Source organism: Dorea sp. BIOML-A1 (assembly GCF_009875615.1).
Lineage (GTDB): Bacteria > Bacillota > Clostridia > Lachnospirales > Lachnospiraceae > Dorea_A > Dorea_A amylophila.
This window is the reverse complement of the sequence record NZ_WWSA01000026.1, coordinates 1-19,449: the sequence shown is the minus strand read 5'-3', so window position 1 is coordinate 19,449 and position 19,449 is coordinate 1. Positions and strand designations below refer to the sequence as shown.

The 19,449-nt window shown below is 40.7% G+C and carries 15 protein-coding genes and 2 pseudogenes; 3 read left to right on the top strand and 14 right to left on the bottom strand.

Annotated elements, in window-relative coordinates; translation table 11 throughout:
- Positions 1–9 precede the first annotated feature (9 nt).
- From GT508_RS10420 to GT508_RS10405, 3 genes are all read right to left on the bottom strand, one after another.
- Positions 10–573 (bottom strand): biotin transporter BioY, encoded by a 564-nt coding sequence (locus GT508_RS10420; protein WP_006426874.1) that lies wholly within the window; start codon positions 571–573, stop codon positions 10–12.
- A gap of 123 nt (positions 574–696) precedes the next feature.
- Complete coding sequence (locus GT508_RS10415) at positions 697–1,689, bottom strand: helix-turn-helix transcriptional regulator (protein ID WP_161144172.1); 993 nt, start codon at positions 1,687–1,689, stop codon at positions 697–699.
- A gap of 443 nt (positions 1,690–2,132) precedes the next feature.
- Positions 2,133–3,461: an MATE family efflux transporter gene (locus GT508_RS10405; protein ID WP_161144171.1), complete on the bottom strand. Its 1,329-nt coding sequence runs from the start codon at positions 3,459–3,461 to the stop codon at positions 2,133–2,135.
- Between the two features lie 289 nt (positions 3,462–3,750).
- On the opposite strand from GT508_RS10405, the pseudogene GT508_RS15135 reads away from it, so the two are divergent.
- Positions 3,751–3,963, top strand: a pseudogene (locus GT508_RS15135) (IS1634 family transposase); the annotation flags it as partial.
- A gap of 116 nt (positions 3,964–4,079) precedes the next feature.
- Here the strand turns inward: GT508_RS15135 and GT508_RS10400 are convergent.
- A complete protein-coding gene (locus tag GT508_RS10400; RefSeq protein ID WP_138376068.1) occupies positions 4,080–4,859 on the bottom strand; it encodes a carbohydrate kinase family protein in 780 nt (259 codons plus the stop codon).
- 127 nt (positions 4,860–4,986) lie between these two features.
- Between GT508_RS10400 and GT508_RS10395 the strand changes: the two genes are divergently transcribed.
- On the top strand, positions 4,987–5,430 hold the full coding sequence (locus GT508_RS10395; protein ID WP_243144105.1) for a helix-turn-helix transcriptional regulator: 444 nt from the start codon (positions 4,987–4,989) through the stop codon (positions 5,428–5,430).
- 123 nt (positions 5,431–5,553) lie between these two features.
- Positions 5,554–7,353, top strand: a complete 1,800-nt coding sequence (locus GT508_RS10390) for an AAA family ATPase (protein WP_138376069.1) — start codon at positions 5,554–5,556, stop codon at positions 7,351–7,353.
- Positions 7,354–7,573: 220 nt separating this feature from the next.
- On the opposite strand, the pseudogene GT508_RS15075 reads toward GT508_RS10390, so the two are convergent.
- The 10 genes and pseudogenes from GT508_RS15075 to GT508_RS10340 all read right to left on the bottom strand — a co-directional run.
- Positions 7,574–7,705 (bottom strand): annotated as a pseudogene (locus tag GT508_RS15075) (beta-galactosidase small subunit); the annotation flags it as partial.
- Positions 7,706–8,087: 382 nt separating this feature from the next.
- A complete protein-coding gene (gene rpoN / locus GT508_RS10380; protein WP_138376070.1) occupies positions 8,088–9,419 on the bottom strand; it encodes an RNA polymerase factor sigma-54 in 1,332 nt (443 codons plus the stop codon).
- A gap of 15 nt (positions 9,420–9,434) precedes the next feature.
- On the bottom strand, positions 9,435–12,095 hold the full coding sequence (locus GT508_RS10375; protein WP_171029295.1) for a sigma 54-interacting transcriptional regulator: 2,661 nt from the start codon (positions 12,093–12,095) through the stop codon (positions 9,435–9,437).
- A gap of 151 nt (positions 12,096–12,246) precedes the next feature.
- On the bottom strand, positions 12,247–13,365 hold the full coding sequence (locus tag GT508_RS10370; RefSeq protein ID WP_015528646.1) for a glycoside hydrolase family 172 protein: 1,119 nt from the start codon (positions 13,363–13,365) through the stop codon (positions 12,247–12,249).
- Entirely contained in the window at positions 13,349–15,523 is a 2,175-nt protein-coding gene (locus GT508_RS10365) for a hypothetical protein (RefSeq protein ID WP_138376072.1), read from the bottom strand. The genes GT508_RS10370 and GT508_RS10365 overlap by 17 nt, the downstream gene beginning before the upstream one ends.
- A 16-nt stretch (positions 15,524–15,539) precedes the next feature.
- Positions 15,540–16,364 (bottom strand): PTS system mannose/fructose/sorbose family transporter subunit IID, encoded by an 825-nt coding sequence (locus tag GT508_RS10360; protein WP_138376073.1) that lies wholly within the window; start codon positions 16,362–16,364, stop codon positions 15,540–15,542.
- Complete coding sequence (locus GT508_RS10355; protein ID WP_138376074.1) at positions 16,361–17,158, bottom strand: PTS mannose/fructose/sorbose/N-acetylgalactosamine transporter subunit IIC; 798 nt, start codon at positions 17,156–17,158, stop codon at positions 16,361–16,363. Before GT508_RS10355 ends, GT508_RS10360 begins: the two co-directional genes overlap by 4 nt.
- Positions 17,159–17,186: 28 nt before the next feature.
- Positions 17,187–17,672, bottom strand: a complete 486-nt coding sequence (locus tag GT508_RS10350; protein WP_138376075.1) for a PTS sugar transporter subunit IIB — start codon at positions 17,670–17,672, stop codon at positions 17,187–17,189.
- A gap of 24 nt (positions 17,673–17,696) precedes the next feature.
- Positions 17,697–18,125 (bottom strand): PTS sugar transporter subunit IIA, encoded by a 429-nt coding sequence (locus GT508_RS10345; RefSeq protein WP_138376076.1) that lies wholly within the window; start codon positions 18,123–18,125, stop codon positions 17,697–17,699.
- A 118-nt stretch (positions 18,126–18,243) separates the two neighbouring features.
- On the bottom strand, positions 18,244–18,507 hold the full coding sequence (locus GT508_RS10340) for a hypothetical protein (RefSeq protein ID WP_192934811.1): 264 nt from the start codon (positions 18,505–18,507) through the stop codon (positions 18,244–18,246).
- Positions 18,508–19,449: the final 942 nt, after the last annotated feature.

The window sequence follows — 19,449 nt, the reverse complement described above, 5'->3', positions numbered from 1 at the left end:
CCTTTTTTATTAGCTCAGATAAAATCCGCTTTTCCGCATTCTAAGTCCCACACCGGCTGCCAGCAGACATAATACAAAATCTCCAGGCATATCTAATGGGAAGCAGGACAAAAAGATCACGCCCAGCGTTGCCGGTGTATGTGCATAAAAGTTCAAGATTATGAATTTATACACGATTCCGATTGCATATGTCACAACAAATCCTGCAAGACAGGCAAGCAAATAGTTCTTGTAACTTGCTTTCAGCTTTTCGCATACTTTTCCGGTTACATATGCGCTTACAATGAATCCGACCAGATAACCAAAGCTTGGCCGGAATATGTATCCGATTCCTCCGCCTGCTGCAAAGATTGGTACTCCGACAAGTCCCAGTAATACATAACATCCTACAGATATTGCTCCCTTATCAGCCCCCAGAATCAATCCTGCAAGCAGTACGAAAAAGAACTGAAGTGTGAAATAATCCATATATGGAACCGGGATCTGGATAAATGCTCCTATGGCAACCAGCGCCGCGAACATTCCGCATAATACCATACTTACGGTGGATAATTTTTTTGTTTTTGTGTTCATTAAATTGTTAACCTTCCTTTCAGTTTATGGTTAACAATTTATCGTATTTCGCTTTGATTGTCAACTTATTTTTCTTGCAAGTTTACAATCGTGTTCTTGTTTTGCTATTTCAGAATCCATTTCCTACTCCCCATACTGCTCCATAAGCCTCCGGGCCTCTCCCCGCATCTGCTCCACAACCTCATCCGGGCCAATGATCTTAACTGCTTCCCCCAGCGAGAATACCCATCCCAGGAACTGTTTGCTCACATGCACATCCACATTCACCCGGAAATGATCCTCATCTTCCGGAATCATCATCACATCTTTCCCGAACCGGTCAATGATCACGCCCGCAAGGCTGTTATTTACCAGCATCTTTACAGACGTTTCCTTTCCCCTGAACATTCCGAAACTCTTCTTGGCATAATCCGCCATATCCAGCTTCTTGAAGTGTTCTTTTCCCTCACGGGATTCATCCGACATCCGGATATGCAGCATCTTGTCCACCCGGTAATGCTTGATCAGCTGCGCCTCTGCATCATATCCGATCATATAATAATTCTCATCATCCCAGGACAATCCCCACGGGCTGATATGATACCATGCTCCTCCGTGACGCAGTTCCATCTCTTTCTTCACATTCCACTGGAAATACTGGAACTTGATCTTCTTATTTTCAGAAATCGCATTGTGGATTGCATCGACAGTATAATAGATGCTTTCATTCATCGTCTTAATTCTTCCGGATACATACACCTGTCGCTGCAGCCTCTGTGCATCGTATTTGCTGACCAGCTTTTCCAGCTTTTTTATCAGTGTGTTGGTCTTCTTCTCTGTAATGAATTTGGAAGACTGGATGGAATCTACCAGAAGCTTTAATTCCGGCAGTTCGAATGGGCGGTTGACTACGCGGTAATGATAGCGGTTGCCGATGGGTTCGCCCTCTACCTCGATCCCGAGTACAGACAGATCACGCAGATCTGCATAGATTGTTTTGCGATCTGCGGTCACTTCGTATTTTCCCAGTTCTTCCATGATTTCCGGCATGGTAATATAGTGTTCTTCATCTGTATTTTCCAGCATGATCTGTGCGAGACGATATAATTTTAGCTTTTGATTTGTTCCTTTTGGCATATAAGTATTCCCCTTTTCGTGATATGAGTAAAGTATAGCACACATGGGAATTTTCTTTACACATTTTAAGCACCATTAATCACATCTCTAATCATTCACATAATCATAATAATCCGCTTCGCTGGCAAATAAGATATATTCACCATCTACCATTCCCATATAACCGTCACCTGTGTTAAAACCTTTCATTGCCAGTTCCTCCATTTCTTTGAAAATAAATGATCTGTTTTCTCTTTTATGTCTATAGTTTATAACATCAGGTGGGGTATAAAATTACCTACTACTCTATATCCTTTAGAATTATATGCCGCAAGACGAAATAAGGGCAAAAAATTCTTTAACCGAATTTTTTGCCCTTATTTTTCTATCTCTGTATGTTATCTGACTTATTTTAAATACCGCATCCATGCTCGCCACATGTATGCCTTTCCTCATGGCTGTGCTCATGATGAGAACACTTTACATCCGTTAAGTGCCACATAGGAAATCAAAAAATTTGCAAACCAGCCAGCCGGTACAGCAAGCCAGACAAATGCAATGCCAAACCTGGGCGCAAAAATCAAAGCAACTGCCAAACGGATCGCAAGGTTTACCATATTGGCGATGAGAAACGGGCGCATGATTCCAAGTCCACGAAGTACTCCATCGGTTGCCATCTTGATACCCATGAAAATGAAAAAGTAACCGAGCCATCTCATATAATCCCCTGACACCTGATATGCCAAGGCGGATCCATCTTTACCCAGAAATAACGAAGAAATCTGCGTATGCAGTGTTTCAATGACTATAAAAGCAAGAACTGCAAAACACAGATCTAACACCAGTGCCGCGTGATATCCCTTTTTGATACGATCCATTTTCTTTGCGCCTAGATTCTGGGAAACATACGGTGAAACTGCATTTCCGATAGATACAAATATCAAGGAAAAAACATTCTCTACTCTCATCGTTGCCGCATAACCTGCAAGTGCCTGTGTACCGAATGGATTTACAACTGCCTGTACGATCATCATACCGATTGACACTGTAGACTGCTGCAGAACCGAAGGTACAGCAATCCGCAGCATGGAATACAATTCATGCCTGTCAAACCAGTCAAAATGACTTTGATACCGGCGCATCCTGCTAAAGAAGATCAAAAGTGAAAACACTGCCGAAATCCCCTGTGCGATGAGCGTTGCAAGTGCTGCACCAAACACTCCCAAACCAAGTCCCGCCACCATCCAGAGATCCATTAAAATGTTCAAAACAGAAGAAAATATCAAAAGTCCCAGTGGAATCTTGGATTCACCGATCGAAGTGAACATTGTTGAAAGGATGTTATACATAAACAGAAATGGAAATCCCACAAAATAAACACGGAGATACAGTACTGCTTCCTCCAGTATATCCGCAGGTGTCTGTAATAAACTCATCATCGAATGGGAAAAACAAAATCCAAAGACACCCAGAAATATGCTTAGAATCAGGAAACTGATCAATGATGTTGATACAATTGTTTTCATTTTACTATAATCTCTGGCTCCAAAATAACGGCTCACAAGTACACCTGCACCTACGCCGGCCCCCAATGCTATACAAATGAAGACATTCGTAAGTGCAGCACAGGCGCCGACTGCCGCAAGTGCAGATGAGCCAACAAACTGACCAACGATAATAGAATCAGCCATATTATATACTTGTTGAAAAAAGCTGCCTAAAATCATAGGCATTGCAAAAACAGTCAGCGCTTTAAGAGGCGCATCTGTAATTAAATATTCATCTTTTGACATTCGCTAACTCCTTCATAAATTCGCTTATTTTCTTTCCGTAGACATTCATTTTATATCTTTTAAATGCAAAATGCAAATTTTCCAAATTCCTCCACAAGTCCCATATGTATGAAAATGCAGGCAACAAAAAAAATTCATTTGCTGATCCGTCATCTCGTTCCTGTGTCACCATAATTAACAGAGAGCCGTCATCTAAAAGCTGCATGTCTTCCAGCCATGGATAGCTGATACCGAATATGTCATCTCCGCCTAGTTTCAAAAGCTGATTGCCTTCATAATCATAGACAATAATTTTTGTACAGCAGACCAGATATTGGAAACATTACGCTCTATGCAAATGACTCTACTGAACACAGCGAGCGGATATATACCCTCTTATACAAGAACCGAACTAACCGATGCCTTACATAAAATATTTGATTTTAGAACGGATAATGAATTCATTAGTAAATCAGATATGCGAACCCTCATCAAGAATACAAAACAGATAAAATCAAAGTAAGAATAATATAGTACATATCGATGCAAAAAGAAAAACGGCCACAATACCCATTTACTGGGTTTGTAGCCGTTTTGTTACCTTACAACTGTCAAAGATGGGCGTTTATCATCATTATTTTAACGCCGAATCATTCGACTTACTTCTTCTTTTTTCGGAATAGCTGGGATACCACCTCGTTTCTGCACACAAAGTGCCGCCGTAGCATTTCCGTATTCTGCACAATATTTTATTTCTTTCCAAGATAGTTCCTCAACAGGTTTTCTAAATTCCAAGTAAGCACTCAAAAAACCACCCCAAAAAGAATCTCCTGCACCTGTAGTATCTACTGACTTCACTTGAAATCCTGCAATACGTTCTTTTCGTTCTCCAAATGCTATTAAAACGCCTTCGCTACCAAGCGTAACAGCAACTAACTTCGGTCCCATCTGTAAGAATTGATCTGCTGCAGCTTCATAAGTTTTTTCTCCAGTCAGAAGCAAACTTTCTTCATCTGATATCTTCATCACATCTGCATAACAAATCATCGATTTCATTGTTTCTATAGCAACATCTTCGCTGCTCCAAAGAGAAGCTCGATAATTCGGATCGTAAGAAATCAATGCCCCTTCTGCTTTCGCATGTGAGACTGCTGTTACTGTTGCCTCATGTGCAGGCTGTGCTGTCAAAGATAAGGAACCAAAGTGAAAAATTTTACAGTTCTGTAATAACTCCAAATTCAATTCATCCGCCTGTAATTTGGTATCTGCACCTGGTTTTCTTGAAAAAGAAAACTCTCGCTCACCATTTTCATCAATTGCAACAAATGCTAACGTGGTAAAATAGTGCTCATCCTCAATCAAGTTTAAAACACCTATCTTTTCTTTCTCCAAAGTTTTTTTCAGAAAAGCTCCATGCATATCCTTTCCAACTTTTCGCTATTGTATTTCCTGAATTGATTCACCATTATCAAGTGTTTGATTCCGATACTTGTCACGCTGTTTATTTATTGGCGCCCCATCACTCTCTGGTGGATTTCTTCGTACTTTGCAGAATCTTGCCCCTGACACACCACATCGCGAGGTTCTTTGGCTGGTCTATACACAGATGATTTTAGCAAGAACTCTTCCTTGTTTTGAAATGGTAGAAAAGAATTCCGTAGGCAGCGATGACATTATTTATCGAAGCGTTGCCTATATGGCTGCTCATTTTAGAGAAGATTTTTCGTTAACACAGATGGCAGAAGATCTGGGCTACAGTCCTTATGCGCTTTCTAGAGTCTTCTCTTCTACTTTCCATTGCAATTTTAATACTTACTTAAACAATATCCGTTTGGATTATTCTTGTAATCTGCTTCAACATTCCGACCGTAGCATTACGGATATCTGCCACAGTGCCGGGTTTGGAAGTCTGAGAACTTTCAATCGCACATTTCTAAATACTTATAAAATGTCTCCGAGAGATTATCGGAAGATGATTTGTGAAGTGTAATCAAGAATAGCCAACGAAAGTGATCGTTTCACTTCCACATTTTTCAACGTTATAACCCATTATAACCCATTGATATTTTTCTTAAAATGGGTTATAATAGATTGTAAGAAACGGGGTGATATTATGGATATCTACAAACGAATTTATGAATTAGAAAACGAAATAGCATCCTTACCACAAGGTTCTATCAACATGAAGAAAATTTACGGCAAAGAGCAGCCTTATCTGCAATGGACAGAGAATGGAAAAAGCAAAAGCAAGTACATTAAAAAGAACGAACGCGAAGAAGTTTTTGCAGGTGTTGAAAGGCGCAAACAGCTTCAAGAAGAATTGAAAGAACTGAAACAACACAGTTCTATTGTTCCACCTAAATCTACAGATTTTGAAACTTCTGTCATTATCGGAGAACGTCTTCTGGCACTGACAAAAGGTGTAAAAAACTGGGGAAAACGTGATTGTTTCAGACAGTTACAGGCATATTTAAACAGTGAGGAAACAGATCGTGTATGCTTGGTATTTGGTCTGCGACGAACAGGAAAGACAACAATGCTGCGTCAGGCTGTTTTAGGAATGACTCCATCACAGTCCGCAAAATCAGCATACATCAAAGCGAAAGGGAGCGATACCATGGCAGCGATGAATCGTGATTTGGGCAAACTCCTTGATCTGGGATATGAATATGTTTTTATTGACGAAGTAACCCTGATGCCCGACTTTATTGATTCAGCAGCACTATTCTCTGATATCTACGCTGCACAAGGTATGAAAATTGTTTTATCCGGAACAGATTCTCTTGGCTTTTGGTTTGCGCTTCATCAGGAACTTTATGATCGAGCTGTTACGATTCACACTACCTTTATTCCATTCCGTGAACATAGTCGTTTACTCGGTATCGACAGTATTGACGAGTACATTCGCTATGGCGGCACACTTCGTGCAGGAGAACTAGATTTTGATGATAAAGACGTTATTGCAGAGGATGCTTCGTTCCGTGATGACGAATCCACACGGCGTTATATCGATACCGCAATCTGTAAAAATATCCAGCACTCCCTGAGTTGTTGTCAAGATGGAGGATATTTCCGTCATCTCCAATCACTCTATGAGGCAGGTGAACTAACAGGTGCTATCAATCGAATCATTGAGGATATGAATCATCGTTTCCTTATTCGTATTCTGACCGACAAATTCAAATCTCATGATTTGGGTTCAGCTGCTGATGTTTTGCGAAGAGATCGTAATCCAGAACAGCGTACAGATATTTTGGATAAAATCGATACAGAAGCAGTAACCAAACGATTAATGGATATGTTGGAGATTCGCAACAAAGAAGAACAATCTATTGGTATTACAAATGCTCACATAGAGGAAATCAAAGAATATTTGAAAGCACTTGACCTGATTGTTGACGTTCCACGAGAAACGGTAATTCCAAGTGCTGAACCACTAGAGAATATTTTATTCACGCAACCAGGCATGCGTTATTGCCAGGCACAGGCATTGGTTCATTCTTTGACAAAAGATGAATTATTCTCTACATTGAGCGAGCACGAAAAAATGTTAGTTTCTGAACGTATTTTGGAAGAAGTGCGTGGTCGTATGATGGAAGACATCGTACTTTTAGAAACATTCAAATCGACTAAAAGACATCAACGTGTTTTCAAATTGCAATTTGCTGTCGGCGAATACGATATGGTAATTTACGATGCTAAACTCAATACATGTGAATGCTACGAAATAAAACACAGCTCGAAAATTGTTCCAATGCAAGCTCGCTTCTTAGTTGACGAAGAAAAACTGAATCAAACAAGTCATAGATTTGGTCAGATTACCAAGCGATGTGTGCTCTATCGTGGTGAAGATTCCGTCATGGAAAATGGCGTTGAGTATCAGAATGTAGAAAATTATTTGAAACATTTATAATTTTCCCCTAAAGAAAGAGCGGTCCATGACATTTAACATCATGAACCTCTCTTACTTTATTATCCTCTATTTCTTTTAGATGTGAAAATAGTTGTTGTAAGAACAAATTATGCAAACACAAACATCATATGAAAAACTATTCACTAATCTTGAGCTGCTCTATATTTTTTACTCCTCTAGTTCAATATTTATCGATACATCCTGTGTATCTTCATTGCAACTAACAAATGGTAAATGAATATCTGATGTCTTCTTCCGCACTGATATGATATTCGTCTTCCACATCACTTTGCCAGCTGTCGATACCTCCGACTCCTCTGACTGCTCCGTATACGCATAAAACTGTTCTTCTTCTGAAAACATTCCTTTTTCTGCTCCGGTTGCCTCCATGCTGTAAGCTCCTCTGTGGTACTCTTTCCTTTCCAAACAAATCCCAAAAAAGATTTTTGGGATTCGTTCGTTAAAAATTTCTTGTTCTATTTTAGTATACACCTACAAATGAGATTACAGGAGCAACTCTTGAATCTTCAATACGAATTTCAATTGCATTTGTTGGTGTCCTTATTTATAATCAACTGTGAATAGTAACGGAAAAAAATAAAAAAGGAATCTCAGAAGTTAGATAAATAGCGGGCTAGAGATTCCGAGAAACTATTATAAGCATGGGAGACAGTATCCGATGTCACAACTCCTAAAAAATGGTATCAGTTCAGCCAACAGCTCGGATTCGTAGCTCACTCTGCTTTTCTGCCGGATGCATCTGGAATTTCCATCTGCATCCTGTATTTTGCCACTGTTCTTCTTGATATTTGTACACCCTCTTCTTCCAGTTTCTTTACCAGTTTCTGATCACTCAGTGGTTTTTTCTTATCTTCATTTTGAATGAATTTCTTCAGCATCTGCTTTACAGAATCACCGCTGACTTCTTCCATTCCTTTCGGCATAAAATCCGACAGTGCGTAGACACCTCTGCCACACTGTAGATATTTTCCTTTTACAGCCCTGCTGACCGTCGATTCATGCACTTCCATGATCTGTGCAACGTCCTTCTGTCTGAGCGGTTTCATATCCTTTCCCGTCTCTAAAAATGTCCTTTGGAAATCTATCAATATATCTGCGATTCTCAGCAGTGTATGACTTCTCTGTTCAATACATGTTTTCAGCCACTTTGCCTGCGCCTGTTTTTGAATAATATATTCTCTTACCTCTGATTCCTCAGAATCCTTCAGCTTCACATAGGATTCATTCAGCCGCAGTTTCCGGTACACATCCTCGTTCAATGCCGCTGTGTATTCTCCATGTTCTTCCGACACAATAATATCTGGTATCACATAGAGCACCGTTGTTCCTTCCCCGAAAATACTTCCCGGTTTTGGGTTCAAGGTTCTGATTCTGGCAAATGCATCTTTTACCGCAGCCTCGTTCTCTCCCAGTTCCTTTGCAATTGCTGAAATTCTATGCTTCGGCAAGTCTTCCAGATAATTTTTGACCAATGTAACCGCAAGCCGGGAGTCTTTCTGCCGTCTCAACTGCAGAATCAGACATTCCTTCAAATCTGCCGCGCCGATTCCTGCCGGTTCCAATGATTTGAGTATCTCTAATGCACTCCGAAGTTCCTGCACCGAACATGGTATATATTTTGCCAGTTTTTTCACCGGAATCTCCAGATATCCTCTGCTGTCCAACGCTCCCGCCAACTTTTCCACAATTTCCTTTTCTTTTTCCCCAATTGACATCGTCAGCAGCTGTTGATGTATCATATCAACAAGACTTTCCGATTTTCCTCCCTGTGGAGTCCACCAGTCTTCTGGCGACTGATGCCCGCCGGTATATCTCCAGTCGGTATCCTCCGATACCTCTGCTTCATCAGTTTCTCGCACATCCTTCTTCACCAGTTCTTCTATCGGCACATCCATCATTTCTTCCAGTTCAATCAACGGATTCTCCAATGCTGCCTCCTGAATACACACAGCGAGTTCCTGTGCATTCATTTGCAGGATGCGTGCCTGCTCAATCTGCTTCTGATATACCCTTTGTTTCTGCTCAACCTTCAGTTCCAGTCCCATCGAATTTCCTCTTTGCTACTTAATCAGTCTTTTAAACAATTCGTATAGCATCGACAATTCATATTCATCCAGTCTGATTCTGTATTTTTTTTCTGCTTCTGCAAATACAATCCGTGAAATCCGATAGAACTCCTGCTCTTGCTCAGATAATTCCCGTTGTTCTTCCTCATAATCATCCTGTGCGATCATCAGACGTTCAAACATAAATGCAATGTGCATATACAAATTTAGTCTCACATACCCCGACATTTCCAATGTATAATACTGTTCATACCGCATCAAAATCAGTTCTACTTCCTGAACTACAACCGCAGGGTTCAAAAACTGCAGACGGCTTACGATACCTTCCATTGAGAAAAACTTTACAAATTCTCTTTTGAGCACTTCAAACCGCTCCGGATTGATCACTGTCTTTAAAGAATCCCACAGCACCTGTTCTCCACTTCCATCCAACACGTCATACATACTCAGCCATGGAGTTTTTACTCCTTCTGAAAGTGAAGAAGTCGTCAAAATCAACAGTGTCTGCTCAAAGGATTTTTCATCATTTTCATCCAAAACCCGAATCAGTTTCTTATAATCCATCGTAATAAAATCAAGCCCACAGTCTCCGAACACGCTTTTCATCATTTCCTGAATCTTCTCCGCAATTCCCACTCCGGACATACAGGATATGACAATATTTTTTCCTTGTGAAAGGCCTTCAAAAAACTGTACATCAAAACTACAGAGTTTCTTTGTACTCTGTGTAATTTCCGTAAAGGAACTATGTCCCAGCATTTTAATTCCGATATCGAGTGCAATTGCCGTGGAAACATTATTGATAATCATCAGATCCCCTGACAGACTGTTTTTGATCAATGTATACATTCTGCTGAGAGAACCTGTATCTACCAGCAGAATCAGTCCTCTTCCCCCCGGGATATCTTCCAGATAACTCTTTACTTTCTCGATCGTCGCATCAAAAGAAGAATCCATCGGCATATCAATTGCTTCAAACACAAAGGTTTCACATGCCTGGTTCACCACTTTTGCAATACTGCTTGCCGTGGTATCTCCGTGCGCAGCAATCAGACCTGCCAGTTCAACACACTCTGCAACATATTCATGCAAAGCAAGTGTAAACAAAAACAGAACATGCTTTCCACAGCCTTGTTCCAACGATGCCGCTTTCTCAAAAAGGCGTTTTGCAATATAATGTGCCCTTGAAAGAGCCTGTTCAAAATAAACAGACAATTTCCACTCCATCTCTGCATCCAATTCCATTTGCGAGAACATCTTATAACTCAGGTACAGTTCCTTCAGACATTGGTCTGTTACACGGATTCCATAGCGTTTCAGCACCAATCTGCAGCTACTTTCAAACATCTTCTTTGCCGTATTTTCAAACACCGAAGAACTCACCGTGACGTATTTTTCCCAAGTCTTCATCTGATGTTTATACCGCAGATATAACATATCGGTCTCATCCCAGGATGCCTTCACTACCTCTTCCCAAAGTGTTGAAACATTCACAGTATGCTCCGTGACACATGCTTCATACGCAGATTCACATTCCTGACTGCACAAAACTTTCATCGGGCAGACAATTTCTTCCAAGGAATCGTCCTTGTCCGGTGACTCATTCTGCAGCTCTCTTGAAGAGATTTTCAACAGTTCCTTCTCCTGCTGCCAAAAATATGCTTCCGCACAGCTTACCTGCACAAGATTTTCCAGTTTTCCGATATTTCCGGGTAACTTTGAAAAACACAGATACTGCATCGCATCCTTTTCAATCAATATATCCTTGTTGATCTTTACCGCTTCTTTCTGATAAAACCGATAAATCAACTGAAGCCGTTCCATCAGCGGCCTTTCTGCAATACTTCCGATTGAAGTCTGCACGGTAATTCTACGGCGAAATGTTTCCAGAAGGACTTTTTCCGGTACCTCCGTCGTCGCAAAAATAAACCTTACCTTCGCTGCTTTCCAGTTTTTGTCACCAAGCGGCCGATATCTTCCTGTGTCCATGAAAACAAAAAGCTTTTCCTGGTTTTCATAAGACAACCGGTGAACCTCGTCCAGAAAGAGATAACCGCCGTCTGCTTCCTGCAAAAGCCCCTCTTTATCTGTATCCGCTCCGGTAAAGCTTCCCTTTTTATACCCTAAAAGTGCTGCCGACAATAGTTCTGGATTGTTCGCATAATCTGCACAATTCAGCACTACCAACGGAGCACTCTCCCTGATAACGGCTCTGGAAATTGCATATTGATGGATCAGTCTTGCCAGAAAGCTTTTTCCGACTCCACTTTCTCCTGTAATCAATATCGGCAGTCCGTCCGGCGGATATGACACCGCCGCTTTGCATCTTTCAATTACATTTTTCTGGCTGCCGTCAGCACCGATCATTGCATCAAAGACATCTTCCCGGCGTACTTCCGGCAGCACTTCTTCTATTTCTTTTCTTTCTTCACTGACGGAACCCTGCACGTTCTCTCTCTGTTGTTTCCTGATATTCCAGCATACCGGCCGGGTAAGTGTCTTTTCCACACAGCCTTCTTCCAAAAGACGGTTCAGATAATGGCTGACTACCTGTCGGCTTAAATTCAGTTCTTCTGCAAGTGCTGCCGCCGTAATCTGACAATCACTCTTCGACATCCTGCACAGCGCCTGATATACCCTGTCTTTTGCTTCCATAAAAAGTACCTCCCGGTTTTTCTGCTTTTTCATACCCCTATTGTAATAAATTTTGAATTTCTCTACAACACTTTTCTTTTCCATCTCATGGCTTTTTGTCCCGGGGATTACTGTTCACATGTTAACCTGTGAGCAGTAACTCCCGGCATTCTTACCTCGGCAGACGTGCTCTTCTGTCCGGAAATGCCCGGTCAAATCCTTCTGCAGAATCCTGATACCAATAAGCCACTGTTGCCACATCGTCCGAACGTTCAAACAATGACAGATCATCATTTCCAATCTGCTGCAAAGTTACTTTGATATCTTCTGAAAATGCGATTGGATCCAGAATATGCCAGCGGTACAGACCATGGCGCGGCAGACTGTCATCGCCAAATGCATGTACTGCATTTAATTTTCCTGTTTCAAACCGTACACGTGTCTTGTCCTTTGTCTCATAAAACGGATAACCTAGAAACAGTGTGGAATAGTTCTTAACGGAAGGTCTTCCCAGCTCATCTTTCTGATGAAATGCCCACGCACCTCCGAAATAGTCTTCAGAACCTGTGGAGGATACGGTCGGGAATTCTTCATCTCCATCCAGATAGAACTTAAATTCACCCTCTCCCCACCAATATCTTTCCAGTGCAGTCAACGCAAGAAATGTTCCTACATAATAGCCTTTTCCTTTAATCTTATCCAGTATCACGTAATCTTTTGCCAGTTCTGTTTGTCTTTCCCGTTTCCAGTATGCGTGGAAATACAGAGTGTTTTCCGGCAGACTGTCTGTCTCCGCATAATTTACTGTATAGAAAAATGAAGTAATGTCTTTCGGATGTTCATTTGTAATGGTAATTCTTGCTCTCTCACGAAACGGCATTTCAAAATAGCTGTTCATACCGCCCGTTGGATTTACTACGATCGGCAGAGACGCAATGTCACATCGTTCGCCGAATCCGTTGCAGAAGAAATCTCCCAGTGGAGCTTCTACCGCCGGAGTGCTGCTATTGTCCCAATAGATTCTGAGTACAACATCACGCATAACAAAACTTCCCTTTTCTGTATTTTCACGAATCGTCATCCAGATATGACGAATGATTCCCGGTCCTTTTATATCTGCAATAACCGTCTCTTCTCCCATTGGAAGACGGATACTTCCTCTTCCTTTTCTCTGCGGTCCGAGTGCACTGTCTTCCATGCATGCTCTTCCCTTTTCTCCCGTCGGATTTTCCGGAGATACTGCTCTTGACCGCTCGCCCTTAAAGGTTGTGATATTATTTAATAAATTCATAATCCTGACTCCATTTCTCTTCGTTGTTTGGGTGAATTAATTTCTTTTGATTTTTTTTCATTTCTACATAAACCGGAAATGTACTTCTATTTTTCATAGAAAACTCTGCCATATGATGCTCATACCGAACCGAAATATCAAATCGGGCATTTCCTATCCGCATATTTTTCCAGTAGAATCCGCCGATAAACCGCTTAGGATGGATTCTGAACACTGCCTTCGGCGCATCGTATTCAATTCCGAGAAATTCCGTGATAAAAAGGATAAAAAAGATTCCTGCACCCCATCCACATTTTCCGCAGCTGTTCATTCTCACAACATCACCGGTCTGTGCTCCGATCTTATACGGCCACCACCACCAGGAACCATCCAGGTCTATCAGTCTTTCTAACTCACGAAATCTACCTTCGTCTCCTGACCAGCTTTCTTTCTCTGCCGCACCGTTTAAAATCGAAATATATCCCGGAAATGTTGCCCCGGACTGATTTCCCCACTTGATTCCTCTGCTCAGTTCACTGTAAGTAGGATTTTCTCTGCTTCCTGTAAACTGACCATACTGCTTCAAAGTATCCTGCTCTTCACTTTGATATTTGTAGTATTTCATCAGGGTTGTATCCGATTCTTCCCCATCATGCATTCTGAGACAAATTTCTCCGTCATGGTTCACATCTGTTATAAACTGAAGCCCCTGGTCCAACATCTCTTTCTGATACTTTTCTGCAGAATCACATTCCTTCTTTTCCTCTGCGATTCCACTGATTCCTTCCAGATACTGTGTTCCAAAGAGCCCCTTCACAGTCATATACCGTTCGATATCTTTTCTTGTCTTTCCTGCTTCACTTCTCAACATTTCCGCATAACTTTTCTCTCCGAAAACTTCTTCCGCAATTCTTGCTAATGCCATAAAACTGCGGTACACACAGAGATTGGTTCCTGTATGATACTTTCCCAGTGCATACGCATCGGAAATCCACGTTGTACGATACAGATAAGGCTCATTTTCCTCACGGCTTTCAAGAACCGTCTGAAGAATTGCTTTCATTTTCTTATAGAGCTTTGGATGCTGTTGGAAAAATTCTTTCTCACCGAAATACTCATAATATGCACCGGAAAGCATGATCACAGACAACGAATTGCTCAATGAATGAAAGACGCCGCCTTCGAATTTAGTTCCTTTATATTTGATTCCATATTTTGCAAACCAGAGAATACATTTTTTACAAAGTTCTGGCTCTGTCAGTGTAAACGGCAGACTGGAGTAGTACATGTCTTTATTCCATACATGTGGTGTGACCGGATACGTTCCCCAGTTGGAACCCAGAATTTCATTCTCGCCTGACATTGCAAACGCACCAAACGCCTGCTGGTATGCTCTCTGCAAAAGCATTCCTGCCATCGCATCTTCTTCCATCTTCAGTTCTCCTGTCAATGACTGGAAATACTGTAACGTCTGTTCCATCCAGAAATCCGTATCTTTACTTAAAAACATTTCTATATCCTGATACCGGTTCGGATCTCCAAACAGAAGTGAAACCCGTTTCTGCTCCATTGGCTGCAGTGTAAAGGAAACATCCTGATACGTTCCACTCTCCGCTGTTATCATCAACACATTTCTTGTATCCGAATATTTCTTTTCATACAAAGCAGGGAGACAGACCGTCATCTCTGCCGCCTCTCTGCCTTTATTTTTTACCGTTACTTCATAAAGAAGACAACTCAGCCGTTCTCCTTTTGCTGTAATCGGTGCTGTGGCAAGAATCGTGACTTCTCCCCACGGAAAATAATGCCTGCAGCGTGGAAACAGATTTTCTGCCAGATCCGTCTCCACATATTTTGTATGTTCACATAATTTTTCTGTCTGTCCATTCCATTTTACAGAAATAGACAACTGATGTTCCTGCACAAAATCCTTTGCCACCCACACCCCCGGCTTACTTTCCATCAGATAATTTCCGTGAAAAAATGTAATATGTCTTATCGTTCCGAATTCATCCAGATTCGCCTGTACTTTCTGATTGGAAATATCAAAGGAAAATGTATCATCCGGTAGTTTTTTTCCATAATAACTCACCTGATTTTCCGTGCTGTATTTCCCGTCTTTTACTTTTACCTGAAAAAACGGATTTCTTTTACTGTCTCTGATACGATTTCCTGTCATAACTTTTCCTCCTGCCTTAGCAGATTCCGAGAACGGATAATATAATTCCCAATGCAACAATTCCAAAGATCAAAACAATGATATTTACTTTCTTCTTTAACAGTTTAAAACATCCAAATGTAAGCAAAAGCGGTACAATTCCGATAAAAATACTGTCAAGAGAAGACTGTACATCCATTACGGATTTTCCTTTCATCGTAAAATCAAGAATTGTCTTAAACAGAACCGTTTTACTCGTCATCGCTCCGACCATGATCAGTCCGACAATGCCCGCTGCCTTCGTCAGAATCTCCATCATTCCGTTAGAATAAATCTTTTCTATGTATTTTGCGCCAAGAGAATATCCTAAAAACGCTCCATAGTAACGGCACAGATAGTTCGGAATATTAAATGCAAGAAGGAAAATCAATGGTGCAAGCACGTTTCCTGCATTGGCAAGTCCAATTGCAAGTCCGGCTGCAACAACACGCCATACGCCCCAGAATAAGGAATCGCCGATTCCGGCCAGCGGTCCCATCAGACTCAGCTTGATTGAGTTAATGGATCCTGCGTCAAAATCTGGTTTTTCACTGTTCTCTTTTTCCATGGAGCCTGCAATTCCCATTACAAAAGATGCCATCGGAATTGTCGTACTGAAATATTTCACATGACGTACCAATGCTTCTCTTCTTTTTTCTTCGTTATCTTTATAAAAATGATTGATAAACGGAATCATGGAATAGCAGAAACCACCTCCTCCCATGGTAACCGGATTTACTGATGCATACATTGCTCCGGATCTCCAGAACATTTTTCTTATTAATTTTTTCTCTTCCTTACTGACATTATTCATTAATTTCATGCGAAAAAGTCCTCCTCTTCACTCATTTTTTCTACCGCTGCCACCGGTGCCGCCTGATTGTTCTTTAACTGCATATCACGCTGTGCTGTCACAACCGCAATAATTGTTCCCAATACTGCAATTGCGATCAGTGGAAGATCCAAATATGCTACGAGAATAAATCCCAGTAGGAAATAGATTGCAATCTTATTATCCCAGAGCATCTGCAGAAGCATTGCCATACCAACTGCAGGAAGCATATTTCCCGCTACCGTCAGACCGTTCATAATTACATCCGGTATCATTTCCAGAATACGCTGAACAGCATCCGAACCAAACAATACTGCAAAAAACGGAATCAATGCATATAACGCATAATGTACGAACCATAAACCAAAATGAAGTATTGTAATTTCTTTATCTTTTCCTTCTTTTGCAAGTTCTTCAAATTTCGGTGCGCATGGACCAATCACAAAAGAGAAAATAAAGTTCATTAACTGTAATCCAAGCACTGCCAATGGGAAAACGATTGGAATAATGGTTCCGACATTTCCTCCGAGATTAATTGCAAAAGCAGTTGCAAGTCCGGCTGCAAGTGCCGGTTCTGCTGTACTGGATATTCCGATGTTTACAACTCCCATAAAAATCGACTCCAACGATGCACCTACAATAAGTCCTGTCTGCACATCTCCCAAAAGCAGTCCTGCCAGCGGTGCCACTACGATCGGTCTGCTCAACATTGCCATTCCCAAAAGTTCATGTCCTGCAACTCCCACAAAAACAGCGAGTGCTACAAAAAATGCATCTAACATCATAATCTCATTCTCCTCTATCTTATTTTAATCAACATCCCTTTAATATTGCAGATGCCATTTTCTTTTCCATTGCCGGTGTTCCCTGGAAAAATGTGTCCGGGTAAAGCTCTGTCAGTTCTTTCAGTGCTTCCAGTTCGTCTGCTGTCAACATAACTTCTTTTGATAAGATTTTCTTTTCTCCGGATGTCATTTTACCGGCATTTCCGATATTTACCATTTCAATATTTTTGTAACGTTTACACAATGTAACCGCATCTTTTACCGTCGGTACAAGTACCATCAGACGCATAGACTCTGAACGTGGATCATCCAAAATCGTTGTCACATCTTCTACCGACTTGATGATACATTTGATTCCTTCCGGCACTGCCATCTTTAATGTCATTTTCTGAATCTCATTTGATGCAGCCTCATCACTTGCAACTACCAGTCCATTCAGTTTCAGTTCCTTTGTCCATGTCATTGCAACCTGTCCATGAATTAATCTCTCATCTACTCTTAAACATACAATCATCTTTTTTCTCTCCTTTTCTTTTTGTTATGCTAAGAATTCTTCCTCTTCTTCCTTAGTTCCGCTGTCCGTTACTTCTACCCGAACGAGCATCATATTTTTTCTGGACTCTTCTATAGAATCCAACAATTCTTCCTCTGTGACTTTATCCTCGTTCATTGCCAGTTCCAGAAGCAGCGGCAGATTGAATCCTGCTATCAGAAATACATTTTTTTTCTGTGCGTACGGAACGATTTTCTGATTAACACTTCCACCCATCAGATCTGTACATACGATTACCTGATCTTCATCACTAATTTCTGAAAAATATGCTTTCAGTTGTTCATCCACATTGTCATCCGGATTTACATATGCAGTCAAACAAGTAATATCTGCAACGTTTCCTACGAGTAATTCTAATGTACTCTTCGCCCCTGCTGCCAAAGTTCCATGTGTTGCGAATAAAAATTTTTTCAATTTTTTCTTCCTCTCTTTCTTTTCTTTCTGCCCTTATATACTGCAAGAACTGTGCCAACTTTTTCTTCGACACTAAAAAAAGCCCAAAAATCAAGGCTTTTTTATTAAAAAAGTTTTTTTATCCTATAGTGTCCAACATAACTCTGTCTATGTATTTACAGACTTTCGACACACACTCTTCAAAATCTACATTTTCAAACCGAAGTGTCATCCCGGCCTGTTTCAGATTTTCCTCGCAAAAATCTTCCGAATCCGCCAGAAATCTTCTGCACAGCTCTGCATACTTTGGTTCTGCTAATCTGTTTTTCAATCTTGTGATCTCACTGGACTGCTGTGAAGTCTGTGCCTTTTTTACTGTCTCCAAAAATTCTTCACGATTCAACTGTGAATACTCCGCAACAGTCTTTAAGAGTTCCTCAATCAGCTCCTTCAATTGTCAAGGTGCCATCGGAAGAACTGTCTGAACCTCTTTTACGTTTGTGATTTTTGGAAATCAGAGGATTTTCAATTTGCCTTCCATATACTCTGTATTGGGAGCGACAAAATCGGACATGATTTTAGAAATTTTTTGAAATTATTTTTTGAAGTGAAAAAAGACATAAAAAAAGATGCCAGGATTTCTCCTGACACCGTAGTGACAAACACACCAAAATTTCATTCGAGAAATCATTTCTTTCTCTCTTTTTTCGGTATTATAATCCAGGTTTTCGCGACCATTTCAATTTACTTCAAGGACGGATTTTCCGCATAAACACAAGGTTTTTTGTTGATAAACAATTAAATTTTCATATACAAAAAGACCCTGCATTTTTCAACGCAAGGTCTCATTTTTTATTTCTTATTTAGTTTTCTAAGTAGTTCTTAGATCAGTTCCCATGGAAAATGTAAATTACAAATTCGCGGGGATTGATGTGGGATTCTACAACGAATATTATTCAAACTCCAGACAGACAGTACGGAGTATTAACGCATATAGACGATTTTAAAGGCTTTTTAACCAGTTAAGAGCAACATAGCCACATAATCTAAATTTTAAAAATGCAATAAAAATGCAATGAGTGACACGACTACTTGCTATACTTCCATCGGCTTCTTCTTGATACCAACACTATGAAAAGTCCGATTACAATTAAATATACTTTGAAAGGAAGATCACCATGAATTACAAATTAGAACTCAAACAAATCGTGGAATTTCCACGCTGTCGCATTTACCGTGACTTCATACAAACTTTAATCACTACCAAGTGATATGCTACCCTCATATAGGACAATGAAATATAAAAGTCCTATATGGGGGTATTTTCATGTTCAGAAAGAGTAAG